The organism is Bacillus cereus group sp. MYBK227-1 (assembly GCF_051916325.1).
Classification (GTDB): Bacteria; Bacillota; Bacilli; order Bacillales; family Bacillaceae_G; genus Bacillus_A; species Bacillus_A cereus.
Genome location: NZ_JBQAGK010000002.1, coordinates 620,214 through 644,732, shown reverse-complemented (window position 1 = coordinate 644,732; position 24,519 = coordinate 620,214). Strand labels below are relative to the sequence as shown.

Genomic DNA, 24,519 nt, shown 5'->3' with positions numbered 1-24,519 from the left:
AACCTACAAGAAAAGGAGTGTTGAACATGAATAGCGCAACAAATCAATCTACCTCTAAAACGCAAACTACACAAGGACAAGGTGAATTAAAACGCGGATTAAAATCTCGTCACCTTACGATGATTTCTCTCGGTGGTACAATTGGTACCGGACTATTTCTTGCCAGCGGTGGTGTCATCCATACAGCTGGACCTGGTGGCGCATTAATTGCATACGCCGCAATTGGAATTATGGTTTATTTTTTAATGACAAGCTTAGCTGAACTTGCAGCTTACATGCCTGTTACTGGATCTTTTAGTACGTATGCAACAAAATTTGTTGATCCATCACTTGGCTTTGCACTTGGATGGAACTATTGGTATAACTGGGCAATTACGATTGCTGCTGAACTTGCAGCCGTAACATTAATTATGAAATTTTGGTTCCCAGATACCCCTTCTCTTATTTGGAGCGGATTATGTTTAGCTATTATTTTCCTTTTAAACTATTTATCTGTTAAAGGGTTTGGTGAATCTGAATATTGGTTCGCACTTATTAAAGTAGTTACGATTATTATCTTTTTAATTGTTGGTTTCATGATGATTTTTGGAATTATGGGCGGTGAAACGGTTGGATTTAAAAACTTCACTGTTGCAGATGCACCATTTAACGGCGGTATCATGGCAATTATCGGTGTGTTTATGGCAGCTGGTTTCTCATTCCAAGGTACTGAACTATTAGGAGTAGCTGCTGGTGAAACATCTGATCCAGAACGTAATATCCCAAAAGCAATTCGTTCAATCTTTTGGCGTATTCTTTTATTCTATATCCTTGCAATTCTCGTTATCGGTTTATTAATTCCTTATACAACTGAAAGTCTTGCTGCAAGTGATGTAACAGTAAGTCCATTTACACTTATTTTCGAAAAAGCGGGCGTTGCCTTTGCTGCTTCTGTTATGAACGCTGTTATTTTAACGGCAGTACTATCTGCTGGTAACTCTGGTATGTATGCATCAACTCGTATGCTTTGGGATTTAGCTCGCCAAGGGAAGGCACCAAAGTTTCTTGGTAAATTAGATAGCCGCGGTGTACCTGTTAACGCATTAATCGTAACATCGATTGTCGGTAGTATTGCTTTCATTGCTTCTTTATTCGGTGACGGTGTTGTATACATTTGGTTATTAAATGCATCAGGAATGTCTGGCTTTATCGCTTGGGTCGGCATTGCAATTAGTCATTACCGTTTCCGTAAAGCGTATATCGCACAAGGAAAAGATTTAAATGACTTACCATATAGAGCAAAATGGTTCCCCTTCGGTCCAATCTTTGCATTTACACTTTGTATCATCGTAATTTTAGGACAAAACTACGGGGCATTTATGGGTGAGTCAATCGACTGGAACGGTGTACTCGTTTCTTACATCGGTTTACCACTCTTCTTAGTACTATGGTTAGGTTATAAATTTACGAAAAAAACAAAAGTGATTCCACTTGATAAATGTGAACTAAAATAAAGTGAAACGAGCAAACAAATTTGTTTGCTCGTTTTTTGTTGCAAACCTCTTTACTTCCCTATTGCTCCTGTTTTTGCAATAATAAAGGAAATATAAATAAAGGTTGGGATACAATGAACATTCGCATTACTGATGAAGCAAAAGCAGCTATACATAGATTAGAACTTGAAGATAAAAAGATCGTTCGCATTAGAGGAACAATGACGAACTCTTGTAGTATTTTCGTTGATGTCGATTTAATTTGGGATACATATAACGCAGATGATGTTGTATATGAAGATGCAGAGCTTATCGTACAAATGGATTCATTCACGAAAGACTACACTGGTGATACGGTGAAACTTGATTATAAGACGACAGGTTTTAGTATTACGACTCCGAGTGAGACTTTGGTTTATGGATTGTCGATTAAAAAATAAAAATTGTTTTCCTTTGACCACCGAGGTGAAAAAATGGGTAAATATGTTCCGTTAAAATTTTTATTTAATGAAGAATTAGCAGAAAAAATAGCTGATTCTATTTGTAAACACGATCCTTATTTCTCTAAAAACATCTTTGTAGATTCTGTAGCTTGTAAAGTTGAAAATTTAGAGTTAAAACAGCGTATTGAAGTAATTGCAGATGAATTACACAATGCTTTACAAAAAGATTTTAATGAAGCAATACATATATTACTAAAAACATTAGGCCCAGAAAATACAACAGAAGTAGGCACATTTACAAACGGATATATGTACATGCCTCTTGCAAAATACGTTGAAAAATATGGACTTAACGACTTTGAAACCTCATTCAACGCCATGTATGAAATAACGAAAAGAAATACTGCTGAATATGCCATTCGGCCTTTTCTTGAAACATACCATGAAGACACACTAAATATATTACAACAGTGGATTTATGACGAAAACAGCCACATTAGAAGATTAGTTTCTGAAGGTACAAGACCAAGGCTTCCTTGGGCTAAAAAAATAGGAGCTCTAAAAGATGATTTTAAGTACAATTTACAGCTTCTTGAACCATTAATGAATGACTCTTCTAAATATGTTCAAAAATCTGTAGCCAATCATATTAACGATATTACGAAAGAAGATAAAGAACTCGTTTTTCAGTGGTTACAGCAATTACGTGATAAACAGCATCCTATTAATCCTTGGATTATAAAACATGGGTTACGAACGGTGATTAAAAATGGTACTTTACCAAAAGATTTTTGTTTTTGAGTATTTTAAACAAAAAGTCCTTATACTTCAAAAATGAAGTATAAGGACTTTTTCTCTCCCAAACATTATCCTTGCCTTAAAATATTTTGAAACATTTCCGGCTTATTTCGTTCAAAACTTTCTATTAGTCCTTTTCCAAATATCGTTATACTCTTCTCCCAAGGATGACCTAAATACCCCCACTTAAAGTCCTTCTGAATAAAAAAGTAGTAATCTCCATTCGGAAATATTGGTATAATCCACTCATCAAATTCATTTCTTTCAAACTCTAAGTGAGGATTCACCCAATAACACTCATGTTGCCAATCTAGTGCCATTATATATTCATTCGATGCTGTATTTTCCTTAAACACTTGTAACGCTTTATCTTCCAAATCGTCATACACATCTAAATCTACCGATTCTCCAAAGTAATGAGAAATATTATATGTAATAAAAGGACTTGGCACCTTAAATGATGGAAATGTAGAAACACTTGGCGAAAACTCAAGTTCACTATATAACTTGTTCCAAATTCGATCATCCTCTTTGTCTGTAAACTCCATCCAGTTCTTCATTAAACAACACCTTCCTATGTAAGTTCAAAGGATTTTCACTCTATAATGCCGAATATATAAATAACCATTCTCACAAGGAGCGAATCTATATGAATCTATTCGAACACGAAACGTAAAACTGCCTCTCTTTCATAAGAGGTCCTCCCTTTTTCTTTTCTCATCATATCATTCATTTACGAAATAGGAGGACATAATTATGAAACGTGATCCATTATTTTTAACTTTATTAGAAAGTACAAATACACATTTTAGCGGCTGGGATTTTTCTTTCATTTCAGAAACGGGTCGAATGAAGAGCGAGCCTTTATCGTGGTCATACGGCAGCATTGCTTTCCTGCTTATGCAACGTGCAAAGTCAATGCTCGATATGGGTACTGGCGGCGGAGAGTTTTTATCTATGTTACAACCTTTCCCGTCAACTATTTATGCGACTGAGGGTTATGCTCCAAATGTGCCAATTGCTCGGAAGAAATTAGAGCCTTTAGGAGTTACAGTCGTCGAAGTGATTAATGATACTGTATTACCATTTCAAGATGGGCAGTTTGATTTCATTATAAATCAACATGAATCCTATGCTGCCTCTGAGGTAAAACGAATTCTTTCTCCACATGGCGTTTTTCTTACACAACAAGTTGGTGGTCTTGATTGCGCGGTACTGAATGAGCAGTTCGGCTCACCACTAAATAGCGAATTTGCAAGTTGGTCGCTTGAAGCGGCATGTAGTGAGTTAGAGGAAAATGGATTTACTATCTTAGATGCAAAAGAAGAATTCCCTTTCCAACGCTTTTATGATATTGGCGCTATTGTCTATTATTTAAAAGCGATTCCGTGGCAAATTCCTGATTTTACTGTCGAAAGGTATTATAAGGAACTATATCGTATACATGAAATCATCTTGCAAAAAGGATATTTTGATGTGAAGCAACATCGATTTATCATTAAGGCGATTCGTGACTAACGGAAAAGAGGTGGCAAAGCCACCTCTTTTCCGTTTACGTATGTTCTCTACTCTTTCACCATAAGAAAAGTTATATCATACATATTACAATTCTGACCAATAAATTGTATTTCTGAAACATATAATCACTTCGTATATATAATGAGAACAAAAACGTGATTTTTCACTATCCTCTTCTATTGAGAAATGAGTTGTTTTTCATATCGCTTGTTCGCATCATCTTCTGTCAAACATGCAGTTGTGTAATTAATAATATTCCGGTTATCGTACGTGAATATATGTTTTAACTTATTTTCTTCTGTTATTACTGTCGGTAAGTATTTTGGTAAGTTGCTAACTACACCTCTATTATCACCATCTAATATCCAATCAATTTCTTTCCATTCTAATAATCCTTCAGCCGTACGTAATGGTGTATTCATTTGCATTCCATCTGGAAAATCAGCAACGAACACATACATTCCTTCACTAGCCTGGGGCTCATCTTTACCTTTAAAAACAACAGTCCCTTTATACGTTACACTTGAAAGTTCTATACCCGTTTCCTCAAACGTTTCTCTAATTATTCCTTCGTATGGCGTTTCATTCTCTTCTATTTTTCCTCCAACACCATTCCACATCCCCATATTCGGCTTTTTATTTCTATTTAATAGCAGTATTTTATCGCTTTTTCTAATAAAACAAATTGTGTATTTGTACATACGATCATTTCCTTTCATTTTCCACATGAGTTATTTGGCTTATTTTCAAGTAAAAACACTCGCCTTACAATTCCTTACTACATAATATATAGTACAACTTTCATGCGTAAACACTTTACGTCAAACGAGAGAATCCTTTTTAGAAAGGAGAATTTAAAATCGATAATATAAGCAATGAATTTCTAAACCAATATTACAACAGCCTCGTGTGGTTAAACGATACACACTGGTTTGGAGTTCCAATCTGTAAACTTCCCTCTGATCTCTTTTTGTATCAAGAAATTATTTATGAATTAAAGCCCGATTTAATTATTGAATGCGGGACTTTTCACGGTGGTAGTGCACTGTATTTAGCTTCTATGTTAGATTTAATTGGAAAAGGTCACGTACTTACTATCGATATAACTCCGCAGCCAAATCGGCCATCACATAATCGGATTACGTATTTAACAGCATCTTCTGTTTCTGTGCAGGCCATCCAAACAATTGTAAGCATGCGCAAACCTGATGATGTGGTTTTAGTTATTTTAGATTCTGATCATAGTAAAGAACATGTCTCCAAAGAACTATTACTATATAAATCTATCGTCACTACTGGCAGTTATATGATTGTAGAAGATACCTCCATTAATGGAAATCCGCTTCTTCCCGATTGGGGTCCTGGCCCGATGGAAGCTGTGGATGAGTTTTTAACTAAAAATAATAACTTCATAATCGACGAGTCTAAACATAAATTTTTCATATCATTTAATCCAAAAGGTTTTTTAAAGAAAATAAAGTGAAACTTTAATAAGTGGGGTTTTGCTCATCCCCCACTTATTCTATCATTTTCATTTTTGAAAAAGGATAATATACAAATTCCACCTTGCCTATTATGTTATCTTCTTCAATATATCCTAAGCCATTTCGACTATCTCTACTTACTTCGCGGTTATCTCCCATTACAAATAACTTATTTGGCGGAATTTTTGTCTTTTGAAAATTATAAAACACTTGTGTGTTGTTAAATAAATCTTTGTTTGTATATGGTTCTTCTTGCTTTTTATCGTTCACATATACCTTTCCGTTCGTTATGTTAATTACATCACCAGGAAGCCCTATTACACGTTTCACATAATATTTCGATTCATCCTCTTCTTTTATAATGACAATTTCTCCGTGTTGTAAATTAGAAAGACGTACTACCGCTTTATTTACAAATACGTAGTCTTCTTCATATAAAGTCGGCTGCATCGATTCCCCTTCCACCTTACATAAAGTAAAAGAATGGTAGCCTATGACTATCACCAATATAAATAGTATGTACTTTCCCCAGCCTCTCTTAATCTCCTTTTTCATATCCATTCCCACCTTATAAAGCGCTTTTTAACTCAAAAAATATATCACTGCACAATATGTTTCCATGCAGTGATACTATTTTTACTGTGCCTTGTTCGGTTGTTCTACTGGAATTGAATTTGCATTTGATCTATTTGTTTTTAATTCAAAATACGCATCCAAAATCTCTTTACCAATCGCAGAATTAATTCCTGATTTATCATCATTCACCCATGGTACAACAACTGAAAAAGCTACTTCCGGATCAGCATCATATGGTGCATAACCGGCAAGAGTTAAATTATAACATTTTTTTCGGTTGTTGTTCTCATCTCTTCCAATATCACTTTCTCCACCATATACTGTCTCAGCTGTTCCTGTTTTTCCCGCTGGTTTATATGGTAGACCTTTAAACGTTCCGGTACCTGTTCCGTCAGCTTCTTGAAAAACTCTTCTAAATCCTTCTTTTACATGATTAATGTACGAAGTGTCCATATCCACTCTATTTAATACAACTGGTTCAATCGACCGAACGACTTTTCCTACATCCTCTGGTCTATTCGGTTGCTCTCTAACTTCTTGTACAATTTGTGGTTTCATTCGGTAACCGCCATTTGCAATTGTGGAAATATATTGTGCAAGCTGAAGCGGCGTATATGTATCATACTGTCCAATCGCGTAATCAAGTAAAAATCCAGGTATGTTATCAGTTCTACCTACTTGACCAATTGATTCATTTGGCAGGTCAATACCAGTCGACACACCTAGGCCAAATTGTCTAAAATAGTAGCGCATTTTATTAAATGTTTCTTGTTTAATGTCTAATGGATTGTTTGGGACATAATTAATGCCTGCCATTTTTAAAGCCGTATTAAACATATAAACGTTCGATGACACTTGCAAAGCTCTTAAATCATCAATATCCCCAAATTCTTTCCACGATTTCTTCGGCTTAGAACTTCCTTTAAAATACATTGGCGCATCAAAGAAGTGTGTATACGGCTTAATCGCTTCTGTTTGATATCCAGTTAATAAAGTAGCCCCTTTTACAGTTGACCCTAACTCGTAAGAACTTGTCATCGTTCCTAATGCATAATCTTCTATTTGCATACCGCCATCTTTATTTACAATTTTCTTTCCTGCCATTGATAAAATTTGACCGTTTTTCGGATTCATCATTACTACGAACGCACGATCCATCATCGGCTCTGCAGCATGAAAGGCTCGTAAATTCTTTTCAAGGCTGCCCTCTACTCTTTTCTGTAAATCCATATCGACTGTTAACATCAAGTTATTTCCACTTTTTCCTTCAGTCACTTTTTCTGTTCGAACAATCTTCCCTGCTTTATCCATAATATTTTTAGACTGTTCCTTCGTTCCATGTAGTGCATCTTCATATTGTTTTTCAATGTAACTTTTACCAATACGGTCGTTTCGATTATAATCACGAACTAAATAATAATCTAATTGTTCTCTTGGCAATCCTTCATTTTCATTAGAAACGCTACCTAGTATAGAGCGCAGTATTTTATCATTTGGGTATTCACGTTCCCAATCTACTGTCGTATCTACCCCTGGTAAGCTTGCCAACCTTTCACTAACGACAGCATATTCATTTTGACTTACATCTTTTTTAACGATTTGCGGCGTCATTTTATATCCCGCATTCATTTTGCTTTTAATTACTAATACTTCTATATCTTCCTTTGAAAGCTCATTTAATTCTTCTTGTGTAATTCTTTCCCGGCGCAGTTCTTCTACTTTTTTATCTAACTCTTTTCCTTCTATTTCTTGCTTTCTAAATTTACTCTCATCTTCTTTCGTTACTTTCGCTGCTGCCCGCTTTTCATTTAACTGCATCCAAAAATCTTTCTTATCTGTCTCTGTTAACTTATCCATGTCCTCTTGCGACATTTCAATTAGCTTAGCTAAATCTCTTGCTACTTGTAAAACTTCTTTCGAGTCTACTCCTCTCATTTTCGTATATGTAACGGTTCGCAATGGTTTATTATTTACAATAACGTGACCTTGTCGATCAAACATTTTCCCTCTAGGAACGGGAGTACTTACCGTTACATCTTCCTTTTTGTTTACTTCATTTCTATACGTTTCTCCATCAATGATTTGTACTTTACCTAATTGAATTATAATAGCTGAAAATAAAAGAAAGACAATAAAAAATAGTACATTTAACCGAAATGGAATATGAGTCTTTTTCTTTTTCGATTGTTTTTTCTGCTCCTTTTTCTGTCTCATTTCGCTCCCTCGCTTCATTCTATTAACATTTCTACGCAAAATCATTATGTATCAAATTTATTTATATGATATATATAGAATTTTATATTAATTATAAAAGAAATAAAAGATTTAATTTTCAGTTTTTTGTTTTTACATCCTATTTATTACCATTCCCTTAATGCACAATAACATGAATATTATTCTAAAAGAAAAATGGGGCAAATTGATTTTTATAAATTATAGAGATGTTGTTACTACGTTATCAAAATGTTTTCATATGGCTTAAAACAGTGATTACTCAAATAAAAAACTGAGGCAGATACCTCAGTTTTTTCGATAACTTATTTCATTGAAGATAACCCTTCAACAAACTCACCAATCTTATTTTGAAAAACAAAATCAAAGTTATATTCCTGTCCTGTTAACTCTTCATTTACTAAAATAGTTGTTGCTCCTACTTCCCTCTTTGCGATTTCCGGGAATGAAGCGACAGGTTGTACTTTTAATGACGTTCCCATAACGATAAGCACATCTGTTTCATATAAACGTTTGATAGCATTTTGATATTGCGGCAATGTATCTCCGTATAAAACAACGTCTGGATTTAAAATGAAATTACACTTCTCACAACGCGGTACTTCATGATCAATCATATACTGTAAATCATAGCCTGATTTACATTTTGGACAATGTGCTGTTTGAAGTGTTCCATGTAAATCGATGACATGCTTACTGCCACCTAATTGATGTAAACCGTCAATATTTTGCGTTAAAATCGTAATATCTTTCCCTTGTTCTTCTAGCGCAGCTAAAAAGCGATGTCCACGATTTGGTTTATATTGATGGAACGTATTAATTTGAAAGATTTCTTTATAATGCTTCCAAAACTCTTTCGGACTTCGATTATAATACCCTCTTGATAAATACATCTCCACATTCGCATCAGCATACAACCCATTTGCTGAACGGAAATCTGGAATACCACTTTCCGTACTTGCACCAGCACCTGTTAATACTGTAATTTTCTTCGCTTTTTCTAAAATTGAACGTACTTCTTCAAATTGTTGCACAAAAATCACCTCTATGTATTTTCCTATTCTTATTATACCAGTTGTTTACAGGAGGTGTTGTACAATTCATTTTACTTAATGCGTTGCGCCCCCAACCTCTACAATATCTACTTCAACTGTCGTCGTTACTTCGATTGCCAATTCTATCCCCTTACGAATAGTAGAAAGTGACATACTCGGTTGCCCTGGATAATTACTCGCTTGTTCTGGTAAGAACGGAATGTGAATGAATCCACCTTTTATTTTCTTATCATGTTTCTCTAGTTCATGCATAAGTCCATAGAATAAGTGATTACAAACGAATGTGCCTGCCGTCTGTGAAACAGATGACGGTATGCCCTCTTCGCGAAGTTTTTTTACGATTGCTTTCATCGGAAGTGTAGACCAATATGCAATCACTCCTTCTTCTACAACTGGTACATCTACCGGCTGATTGCCTTCATTATCAGCAATTCTTGCATCATCAATATTAATTGCGACACGTTCTATCGTAATATCTGGTCTGCCCCCAGCTTGTCCGATACATATAATAATTTCCGGCGCTAGTTCTTCTATATACTCTTTTAATACGCTTATTGATTTATGAAATACAGTTGGTACTTGTTTGCTTATTATCTTGTATTCTCCAATTGTTTTTTCATGCAAACCTTTTGCTACTTCCCAAGCTGGATTGATATTTTCTCCGCCAAACGGATCAAACCCTGTTAATAATACTGTTTTCATAGTTTTATCCTCCTAATTAGAAACGATATACAAGGCCGTACATAATAAACATATTTATGATAAAAATTGAAAGAGCAATTGGTACTTGTGCTTTAATAACCGCATTTTTATCCTTTAGCTCTAAAAGCATCGCAGGTACGATATTAAAGTTTGCTGCCATTGGAGTAAGCAGCGTTCCGCAATATCCAGCAAACATACCGAGTGCTGCCATAATTGCTGGGTTTCCGCCGTGCATTTGAACTATTAAAGGTAAGCCAATTCCGCCAGTAATAACAGCAAACGCTGCGAATGCATTTCCCATTACGACTGTAAATAGCATCATGCCTAAACAGTACGCCATAACAGCAACGAACGGATACTCTGTCGGTAGCACTTGTCCAACTAAGTCTGAAACAACTTGTCCAACGCCAGACTTCGCGAATATACCGCCAAGTGCTGCTAACATTTGTGGTAAAATTACAGCCCAGCCAACAGCTTGTAATAGTCTGCTTCCTTCTTGTACAGGTGTTGTTATTTTTGATTTTGTAATACGCATCGCCGCAACAAATGCGAGTAATGCACCAAGCGCTAGTGCAACTAATGTTACTTTATCTGGATCAACAAGAGAGACATTTCCCCATTTAATTTTCCCTAAGGTCAACGTACCGATAATTGTAAAAATAGGAATTAATAGTGCAGGCATAAAAATTTTATTTTTTAATTTCTCAGCATGTTTCACACGTTCTTGTACTGGAACTTCTTTTTCCTCTGATTTTGTTACTTTATTTAGCGAGGCTAAAACGACCATAGCGAGCACGATACAGCCAACGTAAAACGAAGGAATTACATTTCCAAATAAAAATGTAACTGCAAACAATGCCCAAAATAAACTAGAACCGAATCTGTTTGGATGTTTACAATCGAATGCGATACGAACAGCGATAAAAGCAACGATTATCCCTAATACATAATAGATTGTATCCATTGTGATGATGTTCATATTAGATTGCCTCCTTCTCTTCTTTTCCTTCTGCCTTCATTGTTTTCTCTATATATTTATCAAACCTTCTAAATCTAATCCAGCTTACAATAAGTGCAGATATTGCTGTCGGAATGCCCCAAAGTGCCATATCCCATACTCCGACATGCATACCTACTGAATCGAAGAATCCTTTCATTAATAAAATAGCTCCAGTTGCGATGAAAATATCTTCTCCGAAAAACCAAGCTGTATTTTCAGCAGCTGCTGCGTTTGCTTTAATCTTTTCTCTTAATTTTTCAGGAAGTTTACCGTATTTACCTTGCGCGGCCCCTTCTGCCATCGGTGCAACGAGCGGCCTTACTGTTTGCGCATGCCCACCAATATTAAGCCCTAGTGCTGCTGATGATTCTCTTATCGTAAAATATGACATTAATACTCTTCCAGTTGTTGCTCCTTTTGATTTCGTTATAAGTGCTTCTGCTCTTTCTTTTAAACCGTAACGCTCTAAAATTCCGATTACCGGTAAAGTTAATATAATTGGCATAGACATATATCTATTTTCTATGAAAAATTTACCGAACATGCTGATCACATCATAAAAACTTAATCCTGAAACCATACCAGTAACAATACCTGCAACCATAACTACTAAAAGTGTATTTAATCTAAATAAAAAGCCCACTGCAACAAGTAGTATTCCGATTAATTTAATCATTTCTAGCACTTCCCCCTATTTTTTATTTCGGTGCACAAATAGAAATATCATTAAGTTTGAATGTTCTGTATATTCTTTTTGCAAATTGCACTGCTTTTTCCCCATCACCGTGTAAACAAATTGTTTGCGCCTGAACTGCTACTTTCTCTCCATTGACCGCATTTACATGGCCTTCTTTCACCATTTGAAGTACTTGCTTTATCGCTTCGTCTTCATCTTTTATAAGCGCATTTTCTTCTGTACGGCTCGTTAATGTACCATCTTGCTTATATGTACGATCCGCAAAAGCCTCTTGTACGAGAGTTACTTTGTATTTTTCTGCAGCCTGTATAAACGCCTCGCTATTTGCTAATCCATAAAGTAATAGACTTGGATTTATATGATAAATTGCCTTTGCAATTGCATCTGCAATTTCCGGATTAGACGCCGCCATATTATATAAGGCACCGTGCGGCTTTACATGCTGCATTTTCCCGCCTGCCGCTTTCACAAATGCGTCTAATGCGCCTGTTTGATATAAAACATAATCGTATACTTCACTTGCTGAAACATTCATGTTTCTTCTACCAAATCCAATTAAATCAGGAAATCCAGGATGCGCCCCTACTGCTACGTTATGCTCCAAAGCTTTTTCAACAGTTTGACGCATAATAGACGGATCACCCGCATGAAAACCGCAAGCAACGTTTATAGAGGAAACGAACGGAAGAATTTCATCATCATTCCCCATTTTATAAGCGCCAAAACTTTCTCCTAAATCACAGTTTAAATCGATTGTAGTCATAATGTATTCCTCCTAATTTCAGCTTCGTAAAGCGATGAATTTCTTTAATAGATTCCTATTTACTTCTTGTTCTATGTACAATTGTTCCGCTTCTTCAAGCGTAATTTTCTCAAAAGAAACATAGTCCCCCGGCTTTAGCTGGGCAAGAAGAGGTAAATCTACTGAAATGATATTTCCCATTCTCGGATAGCCACCTGTCGTTTGCCTATCTGCCATTAATATAATCGGCTGTCCACCATTAGGAACTTGAATGGTTCCAAATGTAACAGGACTCGATAAAATCTCTTTTTCTTCAATCCTATTTAATACTTCTCCCTCAACCCTATAGCCCATACGGTCAGCATAATTAGATACCTTATACTCTTTCGTAAAAAATGCCTTTCTACTTTCTTCTGTAAATTGATCGTATTCAAAGTCAGCTATGACACGAAGCTTAGGATGTTTCTTATACTTTGGTAGTACACTGTTGCTAATTGCCCATTTCGTTTTTATACGCTCATCTTTTTGTAAGTCTTGTATGAAACGATTCGCCATTTCTGGTTGTGCACCAATTTGGAAGTAGTCACCCTTTTTCAGCATTCTTCCTTCTATACCACCAATCGCAGCACGTATGTACGTACTTTTGCTTCCCATTGTACGCTCAATATGTATTCCACCCGCAAAGGTCACATACGCTCTGCAACCACTTTTCACTTTTCCAAAACAAAGCATACTACCTTCTTCCGCTAAAATTGGACGCCATAAGGGGATACGTTCTCCATTCAATAACGGTTCCATATCTGCTCCGCCAATCGCAAGTAAAGTCGTTTTCTTTATTAACAATTTAGGTCCCATAATCGTCATTTCGAGTCCCGCTTCATTCTCTTCATTACCAACTAACATATTGATCATCTGAAGTGCACTTTGATCCATCACCCCGCCAACTGGCACACCGTATTGTTGATAATGAGATCGCCCTAAATCTTGGACTGTTGTAAACATTCCCGCATGCAAAACCTCTACATCCATTTTTTAGCCCCCTCAAGCGATACGTACTCTTCCTTCGTTATTGGAATAAATCGTAAATACATACCACTTTGAATATATGTTGGTATTTCTTCTTCCGGATTAAATAATGAAATAGGAGTTCGGCCGATAATATTCCATCCTCCTGGTGTTTCAAGCGGATATATACCTGTTTGATTTCCGCCAATACCTACTGAACCAGGAGAGATTTGTAACCGTGGTGTTTCTTTTCTAGGTGTTTCTAATTCTTTTGATAGTCCTCCTAAATACGGGAACCCTGGTGTAAAACCTAACATATATACAAAATATGTAGTTTCACTATGTATTCGAATCACATCTTCTACTTGTAAACCTTTATAATGTGCAACCTCTTCTAAATCAGGTCCATATTCTCCCCCGTAGCACACTGGTATAGAAATATGTTTCACATCCTGTTTTACTTCTTCTTTATAAGAATCACACAGCTCCTTTATATACTGGCGAACGTAATCATGTGACCTTTCACTTCTCTCATTTCCCTTCCATACTTCGTATACATTGTAGTAAACAGCTAATGAAGTAAACGACGGAACGCACTCTATCATTCCTGCAAACGGATGTTGCTGCAGTGCTTGAAATAACCGCTGTACTTTCTCATATATATCCCTCTTAATTTCTTCACCAAATGTAACAATAATTGCTTGATCCCCTAACGCAGAAAATTTCATCCTACTCCCTCTTTCTATGCCAAAAAGCCGAGTTCTTTCGAAATGCGATGCGCTGTTTCTTTCACCTTCGCAATAAAATATGAAATGTTACTTTCGTTGTACTCAATTGCTAATCCCGAAATACTAATGCCTGCTACAACCGTTCCATCGCTCGCGAAAATGGGTGCTGCTATCGCGGCTGTATGATTTTCTAACTCAGAATAACTAATGGTGTAGCCTTCCTTTTTTGCCATTTGCAACACTTCTAACAATTGTTTCTTATCCACGATTGTTCCATCTGCAAACTGTTTTAAATCCACTTCCTCTATGTATCTCCGTTTCTCTTCCTCAAAGAAATACGATAGTAAAATTCTTGGACATGCGCCAGCATAAAGCGGTGCTCTTCTTCCAACCGCCGTATACACGCGTACTGGCTGAACACCTTCCATTTTTTCAACATAAATTGCGTCATTTCCATCCTGAATTATTAAATTAACTGCCTGTCCTAAACTATCTCTAAGTTCTTTCATATAAGGAATTGCTATATTTCTTACTGATAATCGGTGTGAAACAAGTTGACCGAACCGTAAAAATACGACCCCTAAACGATATTTCCCCTTTTCGTTTTTTTGTAAAAACTCCATCTCTTCCAACGAACCAATTAAACGATAAACAGATGTTTTCGGCATATTTGTAAGCTGAACCATCTCAGTTAAACTTAGCTCTTCATGCTCATAAAACAACTCTAAAATATCCATTGTCTTAACTGCCGTTTTATTTATACTCATTCTATCTCCCTTTCGTTCCGAATTACGGAACTTAAATTCCGTTTTTCGAAACAAACATATAATTTAAAATTATAAAATATTCTTTCAATTCAATCAATAGATTTTAAGCAAATAAAAAAGTATGGAAGAATATCTCTCCCATACTTCACCACACTTTATAACGCTCTTACTTGTTCCAACGGCCAGAAAACAGCTTGTCCTTTTCCGACAATTTCATCTTCTGAAATAAAGCCAAACATGCGACCATCCTTAGAAACTTCACGATTATCCCCTAAAACAAATACTTGGCCTTCTGGCACTTTCGTTTTCCCAGTGATTTGTTCTAACGTAAAGTCTGGAGTTAATACACGGCCTACTGCTTTTTCTTTAAACTGTTTTAAATATGGTTCTTCCATCGCTTTTCCGTTTACATATAAAACATCATTTTTATACTCAACTGTATCGCCTGGCAAACCAATTACTCGTTTTACTAAATCGTATCCTTCTTTCCCGTGGAAGACGATAATATCAAAGCGATCTAATCCACTTATACTATAACCAATCTTATTCACGAGAACTCTTTCGTTATTTTTTAAAGTGGGCATCATTGATTCACCTTGTACTAAAGAAGGTGTAAATAAAACACCGCGAATAATAGCAATTAATACAAGGGTAAAACCTATCGTTTTAGCCCAAGAGAATAATTCTTTCTTCGTATTTTCCTTCATCGTTTCTCCTCTTTCTTAAGCACTTATTTTATTATTTCAACTAATTCTTGTACTAAATTAGGATCTATTTCAGAAAAACATGATTTTCCTTCTCTTACCGCCGTACCGACATGCGCCTGCGTGATTCCAGTTTCATCTAGCAATCGCTTTATATTTTCTTTCGTCACGCCAGCTCCAGCTACAAGCTGAATTTGACCATCACTTACCTTTTGCATTTCTGTAAGCACCGGAATATTCTCTACTATATTTCCTTGTCCACCTGAAGTTAAAACGTGAGTCACTTTATGAAACTTCTTTAAAGTGCTCATCGCTTCTACTGGATTTTTTATATCATCTATCGCACGGTGGTACGTTACATTTATTCCATCTACAACAGATAGTAAATCCGCTAATTTCTCTTCATCCACTTCATTTCGTTCGTTTAATACGCCTAATACTACCCCAGCTGCTCCTAACTTCTGTGCAGCTATAATATCTTCTTTCATCATTTCAATTTCTTCTTCCGTATATGTAAAAGACTTCGCATGCGGACGAATCATAACATGAATTGGTATACTTACCACTTCTACCGCTTTTTTTATAAAAGCATAACTCGGTGTTAAACCACCTTCTGTATAAGATGAAATTAATTCAATCCGCTTCCCGCCAGCACTTTCAATTCGTTTTACATCTTCTAAACATGTTGCAATAACCTCTAGCATGAGATGACCTCTTTTCGTGCTTTTTTCTTATTATAACATTAGTAAAAATAAGAAGCCTAGCTTTCTCCTTTAAAACTTAAAAAAGAAGAATGAAAAGAAAGATTTTTTATTGGCAACGATTATTGGTAACATCCTATTATTCATGTACACTCCTACCATAATGAAAAAAGCCCTTCATTTTGACGGATTTTTCTAATTTCAAGCTTTTCTTTCCTCAGTTTTCATATCAATGCCTAATTGATCTTCCAATAACTTTACACCTTTCTTTGTAAGATGGACAGCTCGGTTCTTATCCGTTTTCGTAATCCATCCCTGTTCAAAAAGCAGTTTTGCAATTGCAGACCCTAACCAACCAGAAATATGGTAACGCCGTTCACTCCAATCAAGGCAAGGTTTTGCAAATACCCTCCTTTTTGTATCTGCCTCATCAACATTTATTCCAAAATTCAGAAACCATTTCTTACCTTGTTCCGTTACAATGTATTCTCCATCCTCTAAAATTATAAATTGCCTATCTAGTAATTTTTCAGTTATCTCTACACCGAGTTTGCCTGCAAGATGATCATAACAAGTTCGAGCATAACGAATTTGTTTTAGTTGGCTTGATTGTTTTAAAGAGCGAACTTGAACTGTTGGTGCAATTGTCCCTAACTTTTCAAGCACTTCTGCAACTTCTTGATTAGCAAGTCGATAGTAACGATGTCTACCATGTTGTTCAACTGTAAGTAAATTCCCTTCTACTAATTTAGAAAGATGCGAACTAATTGTTGGATGTGACACTTTTGCCATATAAGCCAATTCACTAGCAGGTAGTGCCTGATTATTCATTAGACAATCTAAGATGATTGCTCTTGTAGGTTCAGCAATTAGTTTAGCTATATATGAGATATTCGGATATACATTCATATTTCGATGATACCCTAACTATTAAATTGATACAATTATTTTAAGTTTAATAGTAAAGGAGAATGTATTATGAATGCAATTGATCTTAGTATATTAAATTTAAAAGAAACGAGAAGGCGCTCAGAAAAATTATGGAATTCTCTTCCCGATAATTTTCTTAATTGGAAGCCTGATCCTGAGGCTATGTCCTTTGGTGAAATGATACGTCACGTATGGAGCTCAACTTTTTACTATCATATGATTATAAAAAACAACGGTTCAATAAACGACATACGTACCCCGTATGATGACGAGCCAATTACTTGTGTAAAAAAAGAAATTGAATTGGCACAATCACACTTTACTGACTTCATAGAATATGTTCAATCAATAAGCATAGCCGAGCTAGATTCAAGACTTATTGATAGAAGTGATGTTGGCTATCAACGATATTTAGGTGATATGCTATTACGAATTGCCTATCATGATGCGGTCCATGCGGGTCAATTTTTACAATATTTGCGAATGGTTAACTTGGAAAGACCTTTAATTTGGGATTAAATACGAAAAATGTTTATACAGCCTCCAAACTGGCATTACAATAAGAATTTTTCAACAAGAAACAATCACAACACCATGATAATCATTTATATTAAAAACCTACATCTCCATTAAGTACTTCATACACATAAAAAGCACGGGTTTGATTACTAATCAAACCCGTGCTTTCAAAACAACTATAATATCCATAAACAATAAAATGTAAACTTCAAAAATCACGACCGAAACGCCGCATCCGCCAGCATAGACAATGTTGCATCATCCATCGGTGGATTGTGTAATCCTGCTCTGACGTTTAAATAGTAACGATGGAGCGGATTTTTTTCTGATAAACTTTTTGCTCCTACGATGCGCATCGATTTATCCACTATAGATATCGCCGCATTTGTTACAGCATATTTCACAGCTGCTAATTCTGCTTGCAGTGATAGTTTATCTTCTGCCTCATCGTACTTTTTCGCAATTTGATATAAAAAGACACGAGCTTGCATAAGCTCAAGTTCTAACTCTCCAACTAATTTTCTAACATTCGGCAATAAACTAATAGAATGATTTAAACTATTTGGCTTGTATGATTCCGCAAATTGAACTGCATAATTTCTTGCTGATTGTGCAATTCCTAAATAACATGCTGGTATATGTAGCAACCAGCCAATACCCTTTTGTTTCACTTTCCCGCCTTTTACATCCGTAAAAAAGCGGTTGTCTATCTCTACATTTTGTAAGACAAGGTCGTGGCTAGCAGTCCCTCGCATTGCAACGCTATCCCACGTTTCTTCAATAGATACACCGAGTGTATTTCTTGGAATAACAAACTCACCAACTTCATCACGGCCTTCCATACTTGCTGAAATAATAAAATAATCAAGTACTGGCGCCATCGTTGTAAAAGTTTTTCTTCCATTTATAACCCACTTCTCGCCTTGTTGAGCCGCTATTGTTTCTGGTTTGCCGCCACGCGTCGGACTCCCTGTTTTCGGTTCTGTTGCTGCCCTGTTAAAGAGCGCACCATTACGTACTTCTTCGCAAAACCATTTGAACATCTCATCATTCCAAGAGCGATTTTCCGCTAGCTCCTTCACAATGCCAAGATGCCAGCCAATCGATAATGCAGTAGCTCCACAGCCTTCCGCGATTTTCTCTTGAAATAAAACGAAGTCATATAAAGAAATGGCACTACCACCAAATTCCTTCGGTAACGTTAATTTCGTATATCCGATATCTTTCAAATCATTTATATTTTCATACGGAAATGATCCTAATTCACTTAGCTGATGCTCCCTTTCCATGAACTTCGGAATCAATTTATTTATTTTCTCAATAATTAAAGACTGTTCTTCTGTTTCAACAAATGAGAGTGCCATACTATAATCTCCTTTATCCCGCTATTTGCGGGCAGTAAAACTCCCACCTAAAAATTCAGGTGAAGCAAAGGAAGTTAGATGGGAGATCAACTGCCCGTAAACGCCCGATTGGTTCAACTAATAATCAGTTAGAAACCCACCCACTGATTAAAGTTTCACTTTATGCTCGATTCATAAACCGTTCATTTTGTCATTATGATTATATGAAGCTACCTCTCTATTATTTCACTATTCCGATAAAAATACAATGTTTTTGACTAATAAGAAAAGTTCCTATTTAAGGATAGATCCTTTTCTTATATTAGTCCCCCTTCAATGCTTTTAATGGCAAAGAGGTTACATATCCAATATACGAGAATAATTCTTTAAAGAAGAATGGTATTTCTGTATCTAACGTTTTATATGCTGATGTCGGCGTTGGTGAAGCATACGCTTCAATATTAATATGTTTTGCGATTCTCATTGCGCGTTTCATATGAAGTGGATCACTTACAATCGTGTATGTTTGTATGCCGTTCTCTATTCCAACTTGCTTCGCATTTTTTAAATTTTCTTCAGTGAAAAGGGATTTAGTTTCAATTAAAATATCTTCCTCTTTTACACCTTGTTTCATTGCATATACTCTTGCAGTACGTGCTTCCTCAAGTTCTGCCTCGAACTTTGTACCACCTGTAAAAATAATCTTTTTAATATTTCCGTTCTTATATAAAGAAATCGCATGATTAATTCTTTCTTTAAATACAGGAGATGGTTTTCCGTTCCATGAAGCTGCTCCTAGTACGATACCAGCATCCGTTTTCACGTCATCATTTGCTTTAAAACGATAACTCCAAATATCGTAAGCTGCATAACTTACATATAAAATAGCAGAACAAATCATTAGTAAAAATACTTGAAAGATTCGTCTTTTCTTACTCTTCTTATTTTCTTTCATTTGTAATTGCCTCCGTACATCATCCATACTTCTATAAAAAACATTTATATCAAATCGTTTTGTTTGAGTTTATTTAAAAGAAGGAACTTTACTTGTTATTTATGTATAAAAGGGTTTTCATTTAAAATTGAGGATTATCAATTCATTTTCATTTGCGGTTTTCATTACATTTTTTAAATTCATAAGTTTATTACCATACAACTACATTGTAACGAATTTTTTCTCAGAAGGGAACGATGAAACAAAAGGAATTAAAATAAAGTAGCATTTTGTAAGAAAAAAGGTATATTTTTCATATCTCACGAACAATATACCTTTCAAAACACGAATTATAACTTTTCTTTATACAACTCTAATTTTTCTAACAATTTTTCTTTTACGCTTGGCCATTCACTCGAGATAATACTGTACACCACCGCATCTCTCACATAACCATTCGGTAATTTTCTTTCATTTCGAAGCACACCCTCTTTTACTGCGCCTAACCTTTCAATTGCTCGTTGTGCTTTTTCATTTCTTGCATCCGTCTTAATTTGCACTCTCAGCATATGCAATTTTTCAAAAGCATACTGAAGAAGCATATACTTACACTCTGTATTTATACTCGTACGTTGCACACTCGGATGATACCACGTTTGCCCTAACTCAACTGTCTTATCTTCTACTGAAATATTATATAAACGTGTACTTCCTACAATCTTATTCGACTGTTGATCTACGACTATGAAAGGTATTTGAGTACCTCTTCCGTAACCCTTTATCGCTTTTTGAACGTATTGTTGCATATCTTGCACACTATCCATTTTAGAGATTAAATACGCCCAAATATCCCGATTTCCTTCTACAATCGAAAACAAAGTTTCGACATCAGTATTATCCATTAACCGCAACTTTGCTCTTTCGTGAATAATTTCCATTTTTAAGCCCCCTTTGTTGTTACTATATCATAAGAATCAAAAACGCATTATAAGAATAAAAAAATATAAAGAAAAGAATTCTTTTCAAATATATTCTTCTCGTATAAGGTAGGAAGACTCATCAGTAATCATTAAAAAAAGAATTTTTTGATAATTTCCAATAAATTCTATATAATGATAAACGGGAGGGGATAAAAAATGCTAGATCAAATTACTTGGGGAACGCCAGGCAGCTTATTATGCTTAGGATTCTTTTTTGCGGGACTAGGAATCTTCTTAAGAAGCGTTACGTCATATACGAAAAATAAATAAGAATATCCCGCTTTTAAACAAAAGAAGCCCTCTTTTTACAGACGGCTTCTTTTGTTTAACTTTATCTTATTAAAACTTCAAAGCAACAAATAAGCAATCGGCGTAATAATAAGCAACGTTAAAATCGTTCTCTGCACATACAGAATAATGAGTTCAGATACTTTTAACGGAATATCTGTTGATAATATACAAGGAATGGAAGCGGAGAAAAACAAAATAGATGATACGGAAACAACTGCAATAACAAACTTTGTCACGAGTGGTGCACTTACTACTAATAATGACGGTAAAAACATTTCTGCAATGCCAACTGATGCGGCTTTAGCAGCTAAGTCTGCTTCCGGTAATTGTAATAACCATGTAAACGGATAGAAAATATAACTGATCCAATCAAATATTGGCGTGAACTTCGCTAAGACGATACCAATTAATCCTACTGACATAATGGATGGTAAAATCCCCATTGTCATAATAAATCCGTCTTTTAAATTCACTGCAATATTTTTCATAATGCTCGGTGCAGACTTTGATACTTCTAACGCATCTTCCCAAGCACGTTCCAACATTTTCTCTTTATAAACAGGCTCTGGGAACCCTTCTTCTGTTACATATGTATCTGGTTTTCTACTAAGGGGCGGGATTCTTACGGTGATAGCAGTCACGATGAATGTTACAACAAGTGTAGTCCAAAAATAAACATTCCATAAATGCATAATATCTAATGTTTTTGCGATGATGATCATAAATGTAGCGGATACTGTAGAAAATCCTGTAGCGATAATCGCCGCTTCTTTTGTCGTATACTTTCCTTCTTTATACACGCGGTTCGTAATAAGAAGGGCAAGCGAATAACTTCCAACGAAGGACGCAACTGCATCAATCGCCGATCTCCCCGGCGTATTCCATAATGGCCTCATAATCGGACGACAAAATGTACCGATAAATTCAAGCAATCCATATCCGACTAATAACGCTAAAAACGCCGAGCCAATTGGAACGAGCAAACTTACTGATATGACTAGCTTCTCATACAAAAACGGCCCAATATCTGGCGCAAAGAACCAAGCTGGTCCTACTTTTAAACAATATAATATGCCAAAAACAACGCCAACTACTTTTAAAATAGAAAAACAAATGTCTACAATAGATGCATTCCATTTCTTCGTATAAAATGGATAAATCGCACCAATCGCCATAACAAATAATGCATAATAAGGTACTACGCCAGGAACCGAAGCCCTAATCCACGATACGATATGATCAATCATAATAGACGATGCACCGTTTATCGTAACAGGAACGAAAAACATAAACACTCCAACGAGACTAGCAAGTATAAACCGAAGAATAATCCCCTTCTCTCGCCCTGTCTTAATTACATTACTCTTTAATTCAATTTCACTCAAAATTCGACACCTCCCGTTATCTAAATATTCCGTACAATTATATTATATTCCTTCTTTCCATTTCTACTATTTAATCATATGAAAAAGCCTATTTTAAAATAGGCTTTTCTATTACCTCTCATAATCATCCACAATCACTTGAATGAAACGATACGACTCTTCTGCTACTTTTTCATTACTCTCCCTATTCGCATCATATGTAATTAACGCCTTCCAAAGTGCCCATCCTCTCGCTCTATTCCACGTTTCTTCATCCATGCGTAATACTTCTTTAAATACATTTCTACTATTTTCATCAAAAAACGTCCACGCCATCGCTGCATCACAAGCAGGATCTCCTACACCTAAAATACCAAAATCAATTACAGCACAAAGCTTTCCATCTTTAACGAGTAAATTCCCTGGCGCTACATCTCCATGAACCCAAACTGGCTTACGATCCCATGTTGAACTAAGTGCTACATTCCAAAGGTGTTTTAATAATGCCTCGTCAAAAACATCCTTATTATTTTCAATAGCAACTCTCGCCTCTTCATCATATACAGATATAAGTCCGCCTCGGTAAAAATTATGTGTTCCAGCTAAAGGTCCGTTACTCGCATTAATAGATTGCAATTCTACTAAAAAAGATCCTAAGTCCGCCGCAAATTCATTTAAATCCCGAACGTTTTGTTTCGTAACTGTTTCTCCCTCTATCCACTTATTAATAGACCAAGGCAATGGATACGCTTCAGACGGATTTCCTTTCGCAAGTGGGGTAGAAATCGGTAAAGAAAGCCCCTTATTTAATATAGGAAGCCAACTATTTTCTTTCTCTACTTGCGGTGCATATGCCACATCACTTGGCAATCTTACACTCATCTCATCGCCTAAGTGAAACGTCCTATTATCATACCCACTAAACTTTACAGGTTTCACTTCTAAATGGGCCCATTCAGGAAACTGTTCCTGTATTAACTTTTCAACTAAACTTACGTTAATTGGATGCATTCACATTCTCCTTTTCTTTTGAAACTTACTAAGCCCATCCGTACTTCCAACATATTCAAAACTATTTTTCTTATAAAAATCATTCAACGTACGATTATGCCCCACGCAATCTAACTTCAAATACTCTTTATCACATTGCACATTCTCTTCTACCCACCGTAAAATCCATTCTCCTATTCCATTTCCCTTATACTTCCGTTTCACCGCAAATCTATGAATATATAATGAATTAGAAACTTCCTCTTTACCAAAAATATGTTCATCCCATTCATTTTGTTTAGGAGAAACTGTAACCGTACCAACTATTTCAGCTTCTTTCAGAACAACATATGTATATTTCTCTCTTATACATTCTAGTATTTCAGCCGTAGCTTCCTCTCCTAAAAGATACTGCCACTGATCCACTTCTTTATATTGTAGCCATTGTGCTACCTCTTTTAATAAAAGGATAATACTATCACTTTCATTTTCAGTAGCAATTCGAATTGCATATTCTTTACTTATATTTCTCTCCATATTGCCT

Annotated in this window: 27 protein-coding genes; 6 read left to right on the top strand and 21 right to left on the bottom strand. The window is 35.8% G+C overall.

From position 1 onward, the window contains the following. Window positions 1-26 precede the first annotated feature (26 nt). The 3 genes from ACTFRM_RS10300 (at window position 27) to ACTFRM_RS10290 (ending at window position 2,716) form a co-directional block, all read left to right on the top strand. On the top strand, window positions 27-1,493 hold the full coding sequence (locus ACTFRM_RS10300) for an amino acid permease (RefSeq protein ID WP_001083397.1): 1,467 nt from the start codon (window positions 27-29) through the stop codon (window positions 1,491-1,493). A gap of 113 nt (window positions 1,494-1,606) precedes the next feature. Next, entirely contained in the window at window positions 1,607-1,912 is a 306-nt protein-coding gene (locus tag ACTFRM_RS10295; protein ID WP_001026167.1) for an iron-sulfur cluster biosynthesis family protein, read from the top strand. Between the two features lie 33 nt (window positions 1,913-1,945). Then, window positions 1,946-2,716 carry a DNA alkylation repair protein gene (locus ACTFRM_RS10290; RefSeq protein ID WP_000521698.1) on the top strand — a complete coding sequence of 257 codons (771 nt, stop codon included), beginning with the start codon at window positions 1,946-1,948 and terminating at the stop codon, window positions 2,714-2,716. A 65-nt stretch (window positions 2,717-2,781) separates the two neighbouring features. Here ACTFRM_RS10290 and ACTFRM_RS10285 read toward each other — a convergent pair whose 3' ends face one another. Next, window positions 2,782-3,273 (bottom strand): DUF2716 domain-containing protein, encoded by a 492-nt coding sequence (locus tag ACTFRM_RS10285; protein ID WP_000800539.1) that lies wholly within the window; start codon window positions 3,271-3,273, stop codon window positions 2,782-2,784. A gap of 196 nt (window positions 3,274-3,469) precedes the next feature. Here ACTFRM_RS10285 and ACTFRM_RS10280 point away from each other — a divergent pair, with 196 nt between their 5' ends. Then, complete coding sequence (locus ACTFRM_RS10280) at window positions 3,470-4,231, top strand: class I SAM-dependent methyltransferase (RefSeq protein WP_000817605.1); 762 nt, start codon at window positions 3,470-3,472, stop codon at window positions 4,229-4,231. Between the two features lie 176 nt (window positions 4,232-4,407). On the opposite strand, the gene ACTFRM_RS10275 is transcribed toward ACTFRM_RS10280, so the two are convergent. Continuing rightward, window positions 4,408-4,932, bottom strand: a complete 525-nt coding sequence (locus ACTFRM_RS10275; RefSeq protein ID WP_002182860.1) for an NUDIX hydrolase — start codon at window positions 4,930-4,932, stop codon at window positions 4,408-4,410. A gap of 158 nt (window positions 4,933-5,090) precedes the next feature. Between ACTFRM_RS10275 and ACTFRM_RS10270 the strand changes: the two genes are divergently transcribed. Then, window positions 5,091-5,714 (top strand): cephalosporin hydroxylase family protein, encoded by a 624-nt coding sequence (locus ACTFRM_RS10270; protein ID WP_265736937.1) that lies wholly within the window; start codon window positions 5,091-5,093, stop codon window positions 5,712-5,714. 34 nt (window positions 5,715-5,748) lie between these two features. On the opposite strand, the gene lepB (ACTFRM_RS10265) is transcribed toward ACTFRM_RS10270, so the two are convergent. The 13 genes from lepB (ACTFRM_RS10265) to ACTFRM_RS10205 form a co-directional block, all read right to left on the bottom strand. After that, the gene (gene lepB, locus ACTFRM_RS10265) at window positions 5,749-6,270 is read right to left on the bottom strand and encodes a signal peptidase I (protein ID WP_002094069.1); all 522 of its coding nucleotides are present in this window, start codon (window positions 6,268-6,270) and stop codon (window positions 5,749-5,751) included. 81 nt (window positions 6,271-6,351) lie between these two features. After that, window positions 6,352-8,505 carry a peptidoglycan D,D-transpeptidase FtsI family protein gene (locus ACTFRM_RS10260; protein WP_001249191.1) on the bottom strand — a complete coding sequence of 718 codons (2,154 nt, stop codon included), beginning with the start codon at window positions 8,503-8,505 and terminating at the stop codon, window positions 6,352-6,354. A 323-nt stretch (window positions 8,506-8,828) separates the two neighbouring features. After that, a complete protein-coding gene (locus tag ACTFRM_RS10255; protein ID WP_001183792.1) occupies window positions 8,829-9,557 on the bottom strand; it encodes an NAD-dependent protein deacylase in 729 nt (242 codons plus the stop codon). Between the two features lie 75 nt (window positions 9,558-9,632). Further along, entirely contained in the window at window positions 9,633-10,280 is a 648-nt protein-coding gene (pcp, locus tag ACTFRM_RS10250; RefSeq protein WP_000859709.1) for a pyroglutamyl-peptidase I, read from the bottom strand. A gap of 16 nt (window positions 10,281-10,296) precedes the next feature. Further along, the gene (locus ACTFRM_RS10245; RefSeq protein WP_001021642.1) at window positions 10,297-11,259 is read right to left on the bottom strand and encodes a DUF979 domain-containing protein; all 963 of its coding nucleotides are present in this window, start codon (window positions 11,257-11,259) and stop codon (window positions 10,297-10,299) included. A 1-nt stretch (window position 11,260) separates the two neighbouring features. Beyond that, entirely contained in the window at window positions 11,261-11,956 is a 696-nt protein-coding gene (locus tag ACTFRM_RS10240) for a DUF969 domain-containing protein (protein ID WP_000593392.1), read from the bottom strand. 22 nt (window positions 11,957-11,978) lie between these two features. Further along, window positions 11,979-12,740 (bottom strand): 5-oxoprolinase subunit PxpA, encoded by a 762-nt coding sequence (pxpA, locus tag ACTFRM_RS10235; protein ID WP_000207321.1) that lies wholly within the window; start codon window positions 12,738-12,740, stop codon window positions 11,979-11,981. 18 nt (window positions 12,741-12,758) lie between these two features. Then, on the bottom strand, window positions 12,759-13,748 hold the full coding sequence (locus ACTFRM_RS10230; RefSeq protein ID WP_173600627.1) for a biotin-dependent carboxyltransferase family protein: 990 nt from the start codon (window positions 13,746-13,748) through the stop codon (window positions 12,759-12,761). After that, complete coding sequence (gene pxpB, locus ACTFRM_RS10225; RefSeq protein WP_000672283.1) at window positions 13,739-14,452, bottom strand: 5-oxoprolinase subunit PxpB; 714 nt, start codon at window positions 14,450-14,452, stop codon at window positions 13,739-13,741. Before pxpB ends, ACTFRM_RS10230 begins: the two co-directional genes overlap by 10 nt. 14 nt (window positions 14,453-14,466) lie before the next feature. Continuing rightward, entirely contained in the window at window positions 14,467-15,219 is a 753-nt protein-coding gene (locus tag ACTFRM_RS10220) for an IclR family transcriptional regulator (RefSeq protein WP_000026358.1), read from the bottom strand. A gap of 155 nt (window positions 15,220-15,374) precedes the next feature. Beyond that, window positions 15,375-15,926 carry a signal peptidase I gene (gene lepB / locus ACTFRM_RS10215; protein ID WP_000662501.1) on the bottom strand — a complete coding sequence of 184 codons (552 nt, stop codon included), beginning with the start codon at window positions 15,924-15,926 and terminating at the stop codon, window positions 15,375-15,377. Window positions 15,927-15,949: 23 nt separating this feature from the next. Next, the gene (locus tag ACTFRM_RS10210; RefSeq protein WP_000895118.1) at window positions 15,950-16,627 is read right to left on the bottom strand and encodes a copper homeostasis protein CutC; all 678 of its coding nucleotides are present in this window, start codon (window positions 16,625-16,627) and stop codon (window positions 15,950-15,952) included. A 198-nt stretch (window positions 16,628-16,825) separates the two neighbouring features. Then, the gene (locus ACTFRM_RS10205; RefSeq protein ID WP_001103807.1) at window positions 16,826-17,533 is read right to left on the bottom strand and encodes an ArsR/SmtB family transcription factor; all 708 of its coding nucleotides are present in this window, start codon (window positions 17,531-17,533) and stop codon (window positions 16,826-16,828) included. Between the two features lie 69 nt (window positions 17,534-17,602). On the opposite strand from ACTFRM_RS10205, the gene ACTFRM_RS10200 reads away from it, so the two are divergent. Further along, the gene (locus ACTFRM_RS10200) at window positions 17,603-18,073 is read left to right on the top strand and encodes a DinB family protein (RefSeq protein ID WP_000991272.1); all 471 of its coding nucleotides are present in this window, start codon (window positions 17,603-17,605) and stop codon (window positions 18,071-18,073) included. A 215-nt stretch (window positions 18,074-18,288) separates the two neighbouring features. On the opposite strand, the gene ACTFRM_RS10195 is transcribed toward ACTFRM_RS10200, so the two are convergent. The 6 genes from ACTFRM_RS10195 to ACTFRM_RS10170 all read right to left on the bottom strand — a co-directional run bounded on the left by ACTFRM_RS10195 (window position 18,289) and on the right by ACTFRM_RS10170 (window position 24,512). Next, window positions 18,289-19,437 (bottom strand): acyl-CoA dehydrogenase family protein, encoded by a 1,149-nt coding sequence (locus ACTFRM_RS10195; protein ID WP_001218359.1) that lies wholly within the window; start codon window positions 19,435-19,437, stop codon window positions 18,289-18,291. A gap of 301 nt (window positions 19,438-19,738) precedes the next feature. Then, window positions 19,739-20,371: a YdcF family protein gene (locus ACTFRM_RS10190; RefSeq protein WP_000662215.1), complete on the bottom strand. Its 633-nt coding sequence runs from the start codon at window positions 20,369-20,371 to the stop codon at window positions 19,739-19,741. 329 nt (window positions 20,372-20,700) lie between these two features. Next, a complete protein-coding gene (locus tag ACTFRM_RS10185) occupies window positions 20,701-21,288 on the bottom strand; it encodes a GNAT family N-acetyltransferase (protein ID WP_000402586.1) in 588 nt (195 codons plus the stop codon). 389 nt (window positions 21,289-21,677) lie between these two features. Then, window positions 21,678-23,006: a YjiH family protein gene (locus ACTFRM_RS10180; RefSeq protein ID WP_001289416.1), complete on the bottom strand. Its 1,329-nt coding sequence runs from the start codon at window positions 23,004-23,006 to the stop codon at window positions 21,678-21,680. A 111-nt stretch (window positions 23,007-23,117) separates the two neighbouring features. After that, window positions 23,118-23,996, bottom strand: coding sequence for an aminoglycoside phosphotransferase family protein (locus tag ACTFRM_RS10175; protein WP_000553375.1), 879 nt, complete (start codon window positions 23,994-23,996; stop codon window positions 23,118-23,120). Beyond that, entirely contained in the window at window positions 23,997-24,512 is a 516-nt protein-coding gene (locus ACTFRM_RS10170) for a GNAT family N-acetyltransferase (RefSeq protein WP_000440749.1), read from the bottom strand. Window positions 24,513-24,519: the final 7 nt, after the last annotated feature.